Genomic DNA, 14,906 nt, shown 5'->3' with positions numbered 1-14,906 from the left:
AATTTTTATAACCACCGTTCATTACACCTAATTGCACATCATGCAAATTCAATCATTCAACAATACTAATCTATCGAAATATAGCGATTGCCTAGAGTACAGTGAAGTATTTTTGTCAAATTACGCTCATTTAAGCGTGAAAAGTATCACTAGTAGATAGAAATATACCGCTTAAAAAACACTCAAGACGATACCCTAGCTTCTGCCAACAACAAATAGGAACAATGGGCAGAACAATGAAAACAACTAAGTTGAAGCAATTTAAATTGAATAAACTTGCCGCCATCGTGACAGCAAGTACCTTCTCACCCCTATTACTCACCGCTGCACCATCAGCATTAGCCGAAGAACAAAGCGCAACAGAAAAAGTCGAAGTGATTGAAGTAAGAGGCATTCGCCGCTCGCTTGAAGCTTCAATGAATACCAAGCGCTTTGCAGACGGTATTGTTGATGCTATCACCTCGGAAGATATTGGTAAGTTTCCCGACAAAAACATTGGTGATGCGCTACAACGTATTTCAGGGGTCACGGTAGACCGCCAATATGGCGAAGTCAGCGGCGTTACTATTCGTGGTACAGCACCAGAGCAGTCGCGCATTTTGTTAAATGGCCAATCCGTTGCCAGTACCGACTGGTATGATTTGGGGCCATCCACACGTACTTTTAACATGGAGTTGCTGTCTGCAGAGCAAGTTTCGGCAGTTAACGTCTACAAAACACCTGAAGCAAACATTGAAGAAGGTGCGCTGGGTGGCACGGTAAACCTCGTCACGCGTAAACCACTGGACCTAGATGCACACACTTACATGGTGTCGGCAGAGATGGGCCGCTCTACCTTGTATGATGAAAATGATTTAAGCGGATCGTTTTTAGGTAGTTGGAAGAGTGACGATGAAAAGTTTGGTGTTTTGGCCGCTTACTCACTTGAGCGGTTAACGTCTGGTCGCCATGTAATAGAATCCATCGGTTCATATACTAAGCAGTTTGAAGCTAACCCTGATACCAATCAAGTCGATCATATTTCTGCATGGGCCATTGGTTCACAAGCATTTAGAGCTGAGCGAGAGCGCACCAGCGCACAGCTCACCGCACAATTTGCGCCAAGTGATAACATCGAATTTGCGGTAGATTATTTCAACTTTGAATTCGACAACCCACATGTTAACCATAACTTTCTTACCGTTACTGGTCGTGGCGCAGGGACGACTGATGTGGCAACCAATGATGCAGGCGGCGCTCAGCGTGCCAGAGTATTACCTGCTTACGCATCAATTATCTACAACCCTACTATTCGTAACGCCGTAAATATGGAAGTCGATGTCTTAAACTTCAGTGGTAAATACGTCGGCGATACTTTCGAGGTAAGCGGTGTTATTGGTCGATCTACATCTGATGGTGGTACGCAGTTTGGCTCCTCAAGTTGGTGGATCCCAGCAACCGATGAAGGAGACAAAATTGGCGATCCAGCTTTCCCTAATGGTCAAAATAGTACCGATGGTGGCTTTACTTATGATGCCACAGGCCCTTATCAAATTTGGTTTGACTCGTTAGATCCGACCGATGCCTCCCAGCTCAAATTTGCTCATGAATCAAACTTCCAAACGACAGTTCAAGAGCATGAAGTAAGTTATGCACAAGCCGATATCAAGTGGATGTTAGAACACGATTACTTCAAGAACATCAAAGCGGGTGTGAAAGTAAACAAAAACGAATTTTCACGTATCGCACTCCAAAGAAATCCAGCAGATGTAATTGGTTTTGTTCCTGATGGTAACAGCTTAGCTAATTGGAGTGATGGTATTTTTACCAATCTTCATTCGCAAACGGGCGGACATATCCTTAACTCATACGCCAAGATCGATGAAGACAAATGGTGGGATTTTATCACTGGCAAATATGAGGCGGGTGAATTAATCGAGCAACAAGATCTTGGTAAGACTTACAATGTTGAAGAAGATATGCTCGCTATTTATGTGCAAAGTGACTTCAGTGGTGAAAACTTCCGCGGTAATATCGGCTTGCGTTATGTGGATACAGAGCAACAGTCCACCGGTTATGTCGATAACACGGTATTCGATGAAACGGTTGACTACGACAACTGGCTACCGAGCATCAACTTCGCTTATGACTACAGCGACGATATTATCATCCGTGCGGCCGCCTCTAGCGTGATGTCTCGAGTTAACTACAACGACTTAAAGCCAGGTCTAGCGATTGATGCCAACTTTGGTTCTGCCACCGGTGGTAACCCGAATCTTAAACCATATGAAGCAGACCAAGCGGATATTGGCGTCGAATATTACTTTACCGAAGCTTCCTTGTTCTCAGCAGCCATTTTTGTGAAGAAAATTGACAACGTTGTCTTTTCTACCGAAGCGATCGAATATGTAGACGGATGCGGTACCGACCCTTCTAAATATGATCAATGCCGAGTCACACGCCCACGTAGTAACGGAGACGGTGACGTAACAGGGATAGAACTGCAGCTTCAACATAGCTTTGATAATGGCTTTGGCTTTATTACTAACTACACCTACGTGGATAGTGAAACCACCACACCAGATAATGCAAAAGAAATGGTGCCAGGTGTATCTGAAAACTCATTTAACGGCTCACTATTTTTCGAAAACGAGCAATTTAGTGCACGTCTTGCCTACAACTGGCGTAGTGAGTGGGTTGGCCTAGGTGCAGCACAAGCCGTACGCAACGACAGCTACCAACAATGGGATGCATCTTTGGTGTGGCATGCGATGGAAAATCTGGATGTCAGCTTAGAGGGTGTTAACCTGACCAATGAGGTTATTCAATCTTACGACACCAAATATAACTTAACGCAAAACACCATCGAATTTGGTACGCGCTATTACCTTGGCGTCAGCTATAAGTTCTAACCTCGGAGCCCCAGTCCCTTGCGACTGGGGTCATGTGCCTATGAAAACAATACAGTCACTCACCATCCTTGGTGGTGGTACAGCCGGTTGGATGTGCGCAGCCTACCTTGCAAAGCATCAACCCAATTTATCAATTACGGTGATTGAGTCATCAAAGATTGGCAGAATTGGCGTTGGCGAGGGCTCAACGCCGCATTTGCAGCTTTTTATGCAAAGTCTTGGTGTGAAAGAACGCGATTGGATGCCCGCATGCCAAGCAAGCTATAAAACCGGGATCTACTTTGATAACTGGAATGGCGACAATGGTAGCTACTTCCATCCTTTCTTCTCTGAAATGGATGCCAAAACAGCGGAAGTCTACTTTGTCAACGCCAACGCCAGACGTCGTGGTAACGAATATATAGATAAGCCCGAACATTACTTTTTAGCGGCAGTACTGGCCGGCAAGCAACAAGCACCACTGCCACAGCGCCCATTACCAAGGGCGCTTGAGTACGGCTATCACTTTGATGCGCAAAAACTCGCAGATTGGTTAAGAGCATTTAGCCTAGCGCGAGGCGTAAAACATATTCAAAGTACGGTGAGTAGCGTACAGCATCATGCACGGGAAATTATGGCACTGACACTTGAGTCGGGTGAGCAGGTGAAAAGCGATTTTTACGTCGATGCCTCAGGGTTTAACGCCCTACTGATAGAGAAAACGCTCGAAGTACCCTTTATTTCCTTCGCCGATCAGTTACTCAATGATTCAGCGGTCGCGATTGCTGGCGCTAAAACAAACCCGCTACCTTCAAGCACTTCTGCTATCGCGATGCCGTGCGGCTGGCGCTGGCAGATCCCGCTACAAGGCAGAACCGGACATGGTTACGTATACAGCAGCGCTCATACCACCCCCGAAGAGGCTGAGGCTCAACTGCGTCAAGCCGCGCAACTCGATAAAGGACAAGCCAAACATCTCACCATGAAAGTGGGCATGATGGCACGCAGTGTTGAAGGCAATGTGTTTGCTATTGGCCTCGCGCAGAGCTTTATTGAACCACTCGAAGCCACCGCGCTGATGGTCACAGGTTATAGCATTGAGTTATTGAGTAGGCTGCTTTCGCAACAGCTTGAGGCACAAGCCATCAATCAACAACTGTCAGAACTGGTGCTCGGTATTAAAGAGTATGTACTGGCACATTACGCCACCAGCAATCGCGCAGATTCACCGTATTGGCAAGATGCGAAAGTCGCAGCATTGAGCTTAAACGAGCTTGATGAGCTGCTCACACACTGGCGTAGCGGTGCTGATTTTGATGCTTGGCTCAACCAACACAAGAAGCACTCTCCCTATATTCGTCCCAGTTGGTATTGCTTACTTGGCGGCATGGATCATCGCGATAGCACCTGCCAAATGCCCTTTGATCAAGCGCCACAGCATATTGAACAGGCGGCTAAGGCCTACCTTACAAAGCTTAGTGATGAGCATTTTACTGCCCATACAACTGCACTGGAACAATTACAGCGAGCACAAGCATTCCGTGCATAACCCAATTGCGGGTGGTGGAGAGATTCCCCTTGATCTTTTTGTTTGTCTGCCCACAAGCGAGATCGCCACGCCATCACCCGCTCTCTAATGAAGGTGGAAATACAACATGAAAAAAAGCTACCTGGTGATTGCCTTAGTATTGGCAACCTTTTTTACGGTGTCCTTTATCACCAATATTTTAGGCGCGATTTTTCCAGCATTAATTGAAAGTTACAGCATAGGTCTAACGCTTGCGGGGTTCTTCCCGTTCGCCTTTTTTATCGCTTACGGTGTGATGTCTATTCCAGCGGGACTACTAGTTCAACGTTTTGGAGAAAAAACTGTTATGCAGCTCGCATTTACCCTTGCTGCAATTGGCGCAACGACCTTTGTGCTAATGCCAACGTTTGCCATTGCCATGGTTGCGTTGTTTATGCTCGGCAGTGCCATGGCATTGCTGCAAGTGGCTATCAATCCACTATTACGCGCTAGCGGTGGTTCAGAACACTTTGCCGTACTTTCAGTTTTTGCGCAGTTGATGTTTGGTGCTGCCGCGACACTCGCGCCTCTGATGTATAGCAAACTACAGTCTCAAGTCACCACCGCAGAGGGATTTGGCGGAGCGCTGTCTGGTGTTATCCCAGCAGATAAAACTTGGCTAAGTATCTATGCGGTATTCGCTACCCTGAGCGTCGTGATGCTATTGCTGTCGCAATTTACACCATTTAGCGCGGTACCCGAGCAGAAACAGCAGCAGCTGAGCTGGTCACAAAGTATCGGCTTTTTTAAAGATAAAACCGTACTGAAATTTTTTGCCGCCATCGCCGCTTATGTCGCGCTAGAACAAGGTGTAGCTAACCTGATTTCCGTCTTTTTGCAGCAGTATCATGGCCTAGATCCAACCACCGAAGGCGCAAAAGTGGTGAGCGAATTCTGGTTATGCCTAACCTTAGGTTGTTTACTTGGGCTGGCACTACTTAAACTCATTGATGCACAAAAGCTTTTGATTTTATTCAGCTCTGGCGCCGCTATCGCACTGTTAAGTGCGTTATTCGGTAACACTACCGTGGCGCTTATTGCTTTTCCAGTTGTGGGATTCTTTCTCTCCATTATGTGGTCGGTCATCTTTGCTCTGGCATTAAATTCATTCAAAACCGGCCATGGCGCAATCACGGGGATTTTATGTACCGGGATCATTGGCGGTGCATTTATGTCTCCCATCATAGGTTTTGCGGCTGAATTGAGTAACAACTTACAGCTTGCTGCCCTGCTACTCCTACTGCCACTTAGCTATATTCTGAGTGTTGGTGTATGGGCTAATCCTTTGATTAAAAATAAGACTTTTGGCAATAGCCGAAAGACGCTGTCTCAACCTCTAAATGAAAATAGTTAAATTACGATGAATCACTCTTTGTTATGTATTGACTTGGGTGGCACCAAAGCGCTTGTGGCTTCGGTTGCACACACTCAGGTCGAGCAGGTACGCCAATATGCGGTGCCTAGTCAGGCCAACTTGAACCAAGTTAATGCCTTTGTTATTCGTTTAATCGAAGAAAACCTAACGGCCGAAACAACCGGTATTGCGATTGGCGTACCAAGCACACTGGATGTATACAGCGGCACGGTGCTGACAACACAAAATATTCCAAATTGGCAAAATGTGCCTCTGAAGGGATTGTTAGAACAGCGCTTTTCATTGCCAGTTGTCGTCCATAATGACGCAAACTGCTTTGCATTTGGTGAATACTTATATGGTGAGCACCATGCCAACAACCTAATTGGCGTATGCCTTGGCACAGGCATTGGTGCCGGTATTGTGCTTAACGGTAGTTTATATACGGGTAACCATAGTGCTGCTGGAGAGCTGGGCAACTTAAGCTATCTTGATGGAATTATTGAAGATTATGCTTCAGGACAGTTCTTTGGGCGACAAGGAGTTGAAGGGAGGTGGTTGGCCGAGCAAGCACGTAGTGGCGACCCATTTGCACTACAACAATTTGAGACTTTTGGCAGTCACGTTGGTCATGCACTCGCGCAAGTAGTCATGGTGCTGAATCCAGATGTCATTGTACTTGGCGGCTCCGTGACGCATTCATATGACTATTTTAACGCTGCACTTGAAGCCAAGATGCAGCAGTTGCTTGGCAATGCTTTATATCAATCCGTTCGTGTCATTCCAAGCACCTTAAATCACGCGCCACTTTTAGGGGTATACGGATTGTTTCAACACAATAAAATTAACTATGATTACAAGGAACTAGCCAATGAAGTTTAATAGGCTTATGGCCCTACTTTTTGGGGTGTCGTCACCCCTTTATGCGCTCGACCAAACCGCAGTAAACTGGTTAGGCCAAAATCTTGATGTAAAGTACACCTTACTTGATAGCAAGCCAAGCACCTGCCCCAAGGCACAACAAAAGTGTTATTACTCGGCGCTGAGTTTTAGCGTAGCTAAAGAAAATACCAAGGCAAATAATGACTTTGCTATCTTTTTTAGCCAACTGATGCCGATTTACCATGTTGAGGGCGATAACTTTGCCATCACCCATATCAATGGTGATATTCACAAAATCACGCCTGCGGCGGGGTTTAGCGGGTTTTCAAGCGTCCCCACTACAGTGCGCTTTTATACCAAGGATTCTCAGGTTACGCGCTCGGAATTTATGCCAAATTATGTTGTAACGGACGCGCAGCTTAAGCTCACCCCACAAGTGATCAAAAGCACGCAAACCCAGCGCGATAACGACACAGGACTTGAGCTACAACCTTATCTGGTGCCATTTGATACGCTCAATCAGCTGCAAACCAGCAGTAAAGATGACACGCCGTGGATGGGCAGTGAATACTTATATCAACATCAAGTGAAGCCAACGCTTGATGCTGCAATTGGGCTGATACCAAAACCTAAACAACTGACAGTGCTGTCCGATAAACGACTCAATCTAGCGGCCGGTATTAATCTGCAACTTTCAGGCGTTTCAGCAGATGCTATCGCCATGGCACAACAGCGACTCAATACTCTCGGGGTAAAAAGCACCAAGGACGGACTTGTAGTTAATGTCGCTGTAAAGCCAAATCAGCAATCAAGCCCACATTATCAACTGACGGTCGCCGAAAATAATATCTCAATCCAAGCCAATAACAGCGCTGCTGCATTTTATGCGCTACAAAGCCTTGCGGGACTGTTGGATATTAATGATTTAAGTATTCCCATGGTGGATATTATTGATACACCAAGGTATGACTTTCGTGGTTTACACGTCGATGTTGCCCGCAACTTCCGCTCCAAAGCCTTTATTTTACAAACCATTGAACAGATGGCGGCGTATAAGCTAAATAAACTGCACCTTCATTTAGCGGATGATGAAGGCTGGCGCTTAGCCATCGACGGTCTTGATGAACTCACCTCTGTCGGCGCTTATCGCTGTTTTGATTTGACCGAAACTCGCTGCCTATTGCCGCAATTAGGCGCAGGAAATGATAAAAACGCGCAAGTGAATGGCTTTTACTCTGCTGAGGATTATATTGAGATCCTGCGCTATGCCAAGGCGCATCATATTGAGGTGTTACCCTCATTAGATATGCCTGGTCACTCACGCGCTGCAATCATCGCCATGGAGGCGCGATATAAAAAGTTGATGGCACAAGGCAAACCAGAGAATGCACAGCAGTATCGATTAGTCGAAGCTGCTGATAAAACGCGTTACAGCTCCATTCAACATTACAACGACAACACGCTAAACGTCTGTATTTCAAACACTTATACTTTTATCGACAAAGTATTAAGCGAAGTAAAAGTGCTGCATGACCGTGCGGGTGTACCACTCAATACATACCATATAGGTGCCGATGAAACCGCAGGTGCTTGGCTAGAGTCACCGGCTTGTAAAAAATTGCGCTCAAGCGTGAAAGATTTTACCAACTTTAACGGTTACTTCATTGAACGGATCGCAAAGTTACTAGATAAAAAAGGAATACAGGTTGCAGGGTGGAGCGACGGTTTAGGTGATGTACGTGCTGCAAATATGCCAGCAAACGTACAGAGCAATGCTTGGGCGACATTAAGCGAAAACGGGCACGCGGTCGCGCATCGCTTCGCCAATCAGGGCTGGCAGGTTGTCTTGTCTAGCCCTGATGTAACCTACTTTGACTTTCCATATCAATCTCACCCAGAAGAGCGTGGTAATCACTGGGCAAGCCGCGCTATTGAAAGTAAGAAGATGTTTGAATTTATGCCAGACAACCTTCCTGCACATGCTGAATTCTGGAAAAATACCAATCACCACGCCTACATAGCCAACGACAGCGACTCATCACTAAACAAAGGGGTTAAGTTTGCCGGGCTCCAAGGACACTTATGGAGTGAAATGCTGCGCAGTGATGCACAAGCCGAATACATGCTTTATCCACGGCTATTAGCCCTTGCAGAGCGTGCATGGCACCATGCCGAGTGGGAATTACCCTACCAAGCTGGCCGAATATACAGCCAATCTAGTGGATATTTTACTGCTAAGTTAAAAGCGCAGCGAGAAGCTGATTGGCAAAGATTCGTGGCTATTTTAGGCTATCAAGAACTACCTAAATTAGCACAAGCCGGAATTGAATTTCGCATCCCTGTCGTCGCTGCAAAACAGCAATCTGGAGCAAAGCTCGACGCTTTTACCGCCATTCCAGGTTTTGTTATCGAAGCACAACTTGAAAACGGAAACTGGGTGCCCTTCAATGCCTCACTTAATCAAGTACAGGCGCTTAGAGCAGTGCACCCAAGCTCAGGTCGCAAAGGGCGAGCTTTGAGTTTAGAGAATAAATAACGAATTAGATCGATATGTGATGCTAAGCCCTACTTAGTTCTTGGCACCTTTATCAAGCACCAAAAGGCGTTGATAAAATGTAATTAATAGCAAAATGTTGAAAAAGTAACAAATATGTTTTAGCTTGGTTGCTGTGTTACTTTTTTGTTCTATTAGAATTAAAAAGACGACATAAACACAATATAATGAGCTCAAAATGAGCCTATGATTTAGAAGGAATACTGAAATGAAATTATCGTTAAATAAAAAGAAAATCAAAGCCCTATCAGCTGATAAACAAACTGTACCAGCAGTAATGACCCCACAGGTTGCAGGTGGTGGTTTTCGATTCAGCCAAGACAGACTGACGCATTGTGTTGCCAATACATGTGGTCGTCATACTTGCCCTGATGTTTACTAATCGAGAGTAAATAACACGGTTCAGTGCCTCATTGGAGGCACTTTAAGGCTTACTTAAATTTAACTTTTTTGTCGCTTTTCGTATAAATGCGCGACTCTGGTTGAGTCCACTCACCGTTTTTAAAGTATTGCGTCGACACCGTAAATTGACCATCCTCAAACTTACTGGTTGATTTCACCTTTGTAATGCCATCTTTGTTATTGACGACCTCTTCGTAAGCCACAAACTCACTTTGGCTCTGGGCTTTCATCGTACCTTGGGTGTAAAACCCTGCAGTCGTAAAATAGTAAAAAACTAAACTCTCTTTACTTTTATCCCAGAAAATTAATGACTCCCCTCCATACACCCCGTCATTGATTGAGTGTAACGTACGAATAGCGGTACCGTTTAGAGCACGCTCCCAATGACTAACATCTCGCATTGCTGGCTGCCCTTTAGGCACTTCAAAACGAGACTCCCAAGTGCCAAGATAAGGCGAAAAGACCTCAAGCTCTTCGTTTAAGGGCTGATTAGCCCAAGCATAAGTGTTAACAATAAGCAAAGTGGTAAGGATAAGTTTGTTCATTATACTGTGAGTTCCTGTCAACTGACGCGCACAAAGTATAAGTGATGATGAGGGTATTTGCGTAATTGATTATACAAAGGAAGCCATTTACTAAAAATAAACAGGTTGGCTAGTGCAGTGCGCCAACCTGTTACAGGGTCGTCCTTTAAGAAACTTTAGACTCCGAAAAGTACTTTCGTCTCAACATATCATGAATAACAAGCTCTTGTTCTCGGCCATAAGCTTTAAACATGCGGTTATTATGCATGTGCAGAAGCGAGCTAAGCAGGGATTGTATGCTCAAATTTAATGCACCCTCATGATCTAAGCTCAAAATGTCTTTCACCACTGGCTCAGCCTGTTTCTGCCACGTTTCTAGCAAGGCTAAAATAGCCTGTTGAGCTTCGTCACACTGGGTCACACTCGACACGTTGAGCTTTGCAAAGTCATCATCAAGTTGTGCTTGGTGATCACGATAGCGATTACCCAACTGCTTTCTCAACACACTACTTTCATTAAATTCTTTACCAAATCCGGCGCGCAATGAAGAAATCAACTCGAGCTTTTGTTCAGCATCATAACTAAACAGCGTTAACAGTCTATCAGTACAAGCCAATGCAACGCGCCAACGAATATCTTCGCCAAACTCTTCTACCAGCTGACAGCTTTTAGCGATAAGTACACTGTCAAACATAAACAAGCTTTCTACCAACGTCATTGACTTTGGACCGCCATAACGTTCGACTTCTCGCTCATAAGTCATGAGTTCAACTTTATGTAATTGAGTGCTTTCTATCATTGGGGCTAGTAATTGATTGAGTTTTGGCAGTAACTCACCACAAAGCACCTGTGGTTCTCCATGGAAACGCAAGCGTAAGTGCCAATCAGGATCACCATAGCGAATAAAAAACCATTTATCGTATAAAGTGCTGTTTTGTTCAATTAACGGCAGTAATTGTTCGTAGAGCAGCTGTTCTACGATAGTGTTACCTGAGTATATTTTTAAGCTTAGCCACTCAGAGCCCGCACTAAAACGCCTCGCTATCGGTTGCGCGGTAATATTCTCTAATGGTTTTTCATTAAAATGACTCAGCGGCGCAGCGCTTTCATTAAGTAGAGGCACAATGATTTCATTGGCATAGTGCATGCCCTGTTGATCGGTTACTCGTGAAGTAAGTTGAGATGTCAGTACTTCAGTAAGTTCGACGGTATTTCGGCCTTTAGTTTCCATCAGTAGAATTTCTAACATCGCACTTTGGCTTAAATTCAGCGTGAGAATATTATCTCCCGCCGCAAAACTTACCCACTCGTCCAACAAGTATTTTTCTTTAAGCTGGCTCAATTTATCCTGATCTACACTTTGATTAACCAGCAAGGCTTCCAGTTCTTTGCGCTCTACACGCCAAGTCCTCTCATTTAAGATGAGATTATCCAGCATAATACGGGGTACATAGGCCGCGTTATTCAGACTGGCAGGCAATGAAAACCTTGGCGTTTCAACTTCTTGGTGCTGCAACATACAAAGGAACTTATAGGCGCTCAAACTCCTTGCTGAAAAATTGTGTGCACTAGATAGGCGTGGAATAACGCGTTTATCCAAACGCTTGCTCCAGAGTTTTACTTGTCTATTCTCCACCCACACGTAGAGATCGCTGAGCGGGATCTGGTACTCAGGATCTAGTGCGCTGTCAGCCATAAATACAATTTCATACTGACGTAAATGAGGTCTCGCAATGACATTTCCCGGCCGTCCTTCAGGCATATGCACGATCTCAGCAAAAATAACATGCTCACTATGATTATGCTCTTGCTCTAAATGTTGAATCACCGAATCTTTTAAAGCGTCATCTAGATGACAAAAACGCCCCAACAAGTTCGCCGCAGATGGTCCATAACAACCATTAAACTTCATGATTGGATTAGCTTTATCATCCTCAAATAAACTCAGCATCACAGCCATCGAGCGCGGAAAATTAAGCTCGACCTTACTTTTAATTCTCTGTTTAAGCTCATTACTCTTAAGTACTATACTGCTTTTACCCAAGTTACTCGGGAGAGAAACCGCTTGATCTATAATGTAATCAAGCTCGCTATATTCAGGTGTATTTGTTTGTCCTCCACCAGCATTACCTAATTGCAACCCACCAACTAAGGGGGCGTCATAACCCGTTTCGGTGGAAACACTAATCCCAGATTCATCATCCAAGATCATATCTAGTGGTACAAACTGACCTTCAAACCGGGTATTAAATTTGTTAATGAAGCTTTCCAATGGATTATGCTTGCTTCGCTGGCTTAAGCTCGCCACGATTTGCAGTTGTTTGTTGACTCTTAAGAGTTCCTGTTGCGAAAGCTCACAGGCAGAAAAAGCGCGGTAAGTATCTGATTGAAAGAGTTTGTTTTCCTGCACTTTAACCGGAAGCTCAGACAGATGAGTAAAAATACTTTGATATTGCTCAGGTGTGGCACTTCCTGCTTTATCCATCACAGCAAGATCATTAACCGCCCGCTCCAACTTCGCCGAAATCTCTGGTGGTGCAAATGTCTTCAGCGACTTAATTAACGCCACATCAGGACTCTCTCCCGTCAGTGGTAAAGGAATATCGGGGACCAAAATGCCCTCATTGATCAATTCTTCCAGATATCCACTCACCTCATCATACTCAGCTTCACTGTAATGCTTACAGAACTGCTCTATTAATTGAGAATGACTCAGCCCTTGCTTTGCTAAGTTCAGCATCGTCGTGAAATACTCATCGCTATCCACGGCGCTAAGACGATATTGCATGGTGTCATCCGAGAGATAAGTTTCAATATAGCGACATTGATCTGCAATAAAGTAGTGGGATGGATTTGGCATATATGTCAGTTTATCTGACTTCGCTTCAGTTTCAGCAAGATGTGAGCGGATCGCCGATAATAAAAACATATCTAAGCGTGTTTTACGGGAATCATGCTCTGCACTCTCGCTCACAAGTCGAGTATCAGCTCCTATTTTCCCCATATGAATGCCAGAGAACAAACCAAATGGCGTAGCGCGAGAAGACATTCGAATGAGATATCGTAGTAGTGCCAACGCGACTTTTTTTCCTTGCTTAGAATGGGGTTTTTCACGCCACTGATCCAAGCGTTCGAGTAAAGACGGGCTAGCGACATAAAGCGCTTCAATAACACCCGGTGTTGCAAGCCATGTACTCAGCATGACATTCGTATCTTGCTGGTTGAACAGAGTTTCAACTGGCAGCTTTGGCGCTCTTAAAACAAAAAAAGAGTCTGTTATTATTTTTGCTGACATAGTATTCCTTAACTCATCAATAAGCAGTCGGTCCAATCGAGGTCATCATCTAGCACACCAATTAGCGCAAGACCAATACCAGCGAAGCCCATCAAGAAACTAAAGTCTTCTTGGTGGGCTTTATCAAGACCATTGTAAGAGTACAGAGCAGCGATGCCACTTTGTTGGTATTTCTGCAAACCGTAATCAAGCCAGCGTAACGCAGCTTGCTCAAGTTTAGGGTGTGGCATAACCTGATTTAGTAGCTGATAAATAGTGACGAGCCCGAAGAAGCCGTGACACAGCCCCGCGTCATTAATATGTCCTTGATGCTCATCTCTATCAACGTTGAAAAGGGCTATTTCTAATGCTCGGTCGACGTAACTTGGTTTATCTAGCGCGTGCCCTACCCTGGCAAGTGTTAATGCGATTGTAAGGTCGCCATAACACCAACCCAGTCGGGAGTGAGAATCATCTCCAGCGCAAGATCCAAAGCAAGCCTTTTTATCAGTTGCATGACTCTGTTGTTCAAGCAGCCAATCACAACCAGAAACCACGAGCTTTTGCGCCCGCTCTTTTACTTCATCATCGTAAAGTGCAGGGATCAATGCCGCAATAATACCAGGTACACCATGTGCCAATCCAAGATTAAACTCATGTTGTTCAAGGTTTTCTTTATCAAAACGATAAACCGACTGTTTTGGCTGAGACCAAGCTATTTGTTTTTCATCAATCGTAATAGCAACTGACTCATATCCAGTTACAAGCCTATTAAATAGCGTGCTTTGCTTGGTTTTTCTAGCTCGGCGAGCAATATAGGGTGAATAGCCTGCAAGTCCCAGCACCATTTCTATCTCTCCAGTCCACGGAGAAAAGTCGAGTGCAGAGGTAAAAAAGCTATCTATTTCATCTAATAGTTCAGGGTCGTAGTCTTCATCATTGTATTGGTTTAAATACTCCAACACCCAAGCTTGACCCGCCAGCCCGGAGCTTAATTCAGGTGTTTGCTCCGCTAGCTCGTTTTGTAATTTTTCTAATGCTTGATGAAATTTTTCTTCGTCAACCCAGCTATCATCGTAATTTGAAGCGCGATATAAAAATAATAAATGTCCAGCTAAACCACTGAGTAAACCATTAGTTATAACCGCATCGAGATCTGATTCAACTCGCTTAACCAAGCTTGAGACTATCGACTGTATTTGTTGTTTTTTTTCTATATTTAGTGAGCTAAGCATACTTTTCCTTGTTAAAACTCTATCGTCTTAATTTTTGTCTTCGCTGTAGCTAAGTTACCCTTTTGTGTAAATAAATTCAAACGTTGGCTTTAACTATAAAACCACATAATTGCACACAAACAAAAACAAATATAAAACACAAAAAAAACATTTATCATAAATATTGACAAAACCTATAACAGGAACTAGGTTAGTTTTTGACCGCTCTATTTTTCTGAGCGTCCGGAAAAGGATATTTACAAAG

9 protein-coding genes are annotated in these 14,906 nt (G+C 44.4%); 6 read left to right on the top strand and 3 right to left on the bottom strand.

Features of this window, described 5'->3' with window-relative positions; translation table 11 throughout:
- Positions 1-236: 236 nt before the first annotated feature.
- From DRB05_RS12365 to DRB05_RS22745, 6 genes are all read left to right on the top strand, one after another.
- Positions 237-2,891 carry a TonB-dependent receptor gene (locus DRB05_RS12365; protein ID WP_128727216.1) on the top strand — a complete coding sequence of 885 codons (2,655 nt, stop codon included), beginning with the start codon at positions 237-239 and terminating at the stop codon, positions 2,889-2,891.
- A gap of 40 nt (positions 2,892-2,931) precedes the next feature.
- Positions 2,932-4,419 (top strand): tryptophan halogenase family protein, encoded by a 1,488-nt coding sequence (locus tag DRB05_RS12360; RefSeq protein ID WP_128727215.1) that lies wholly within the window; start codon positions 2,932-2,934, stop codon positions 4,417-4,419.
- A gap of 106 nt (positions 4,420-4,525) precedes the next feature.
- Entirely contained in the window at positions 4,526-5,791 is a 1,266-nt protein-coding gene (locus DRB05_RS12355) for an MFS transporter (RefSeq protein ID WP_128727214.1), read from the top strand.
- 6 nt (positions 5,792-5,797) lie between these two features.
- Positions 5,798-6,673 carry an ROK family protein gene (locus tag DRB05_RS12350; protein ID WP_128727213.1) on the top strand — a complete coding sequence of 292 codons (876 nt, stop codon included), beginning with the start codon at positions 5,798-5,800 and terminating at the stop codon, positions 6,671-6,673.
- Entirely contained in the window at positions 6,663-9,209 is a 2,547-nt protein-coding gene (locus DRB05_RS12345; RefSeq protein ID WP_128727212.1) for a family 20 glycosylhydrolase, read from the top strand. Before DRB05_RS12350 ends, DRB05_RS12345 begins: the two co-directional genes overlap by 11 nt.
- A 226-nt stretch (positions 9,210-9,435) precedes the next feature.
- Positions 9,436-9,609 (top strand): hypothetical protein, encoded by a 174-nt coding sequence (locus DRB05_RS22745; RefSeq protein ID WP_162847788.1) that lies wholly within the window; start codon positions 9,436-9,438, stop codon positions 9,607-9,609.
- A gap of 49 nt (positions 9,610-9,658) precedes the next feature.
- Here the strand turns inward: DRB05_RS22745 and DRB05_RS12340 are convergent, their stop codons facing one another.
- From DRB05_RS12340 to DRB05_RS12330, 3 genes are all read right to left on the bottom strand, one after another.
- The gene (locus DRB05_RS12340; protein ID WP_128727211.1) at positions 9,659-10,174 is read right to left on the bottom strand and encodes a hypothetical protein; all 516 of its coding nucleotides are present in this window, start codon (positions 10,172-10,174) and stop codon (positions 9,659-9,661) included.
- A 145-nt stretch (positions 10,175-10,319) separates the two neighbouring features.
- A complete protein-coding gene (locus DRB05_RS12335) occupies positions 10,320-13,448 on the bottom strand; it encodes a lantibiotic dehydratase (protein ID WP_128727210.1) in 3,129 nt (1,042 codons plus the stop codon).
- Positions 13,449-13,456: 8 nt separating this feature from the next.
- Positions 13,457-14,662, bottom strand: a complete 1,206-nt coding sequence (locus DRB05_RS12330; protein ID WP_128727209.1) for a lanthionine synthetase C family protein — start codon at positions 14,660-14,662, stop codon at positions 13,457-13,459.
- Positions 14,663-14,906 lie beyond the last annotated feature (244 nt).

Origin of the sequence: Pseudoalteromonas sp. A757, assembly GCF_004103285.1 — a bacterium.
Classification (GTDB): domain Bacteria; phylum Pseudomonadota; class Gammaproteobacteria; order Enterobacterales; family Alteromonadaceae; genus Pseudoalteromonas; species Pseudoalteromonas galatheae.
The sequence above is the reverse complement of the archived record's forward strand: the minus strand, read 5'-3'. Positions and strand labels throughout refer to the sequence as shown.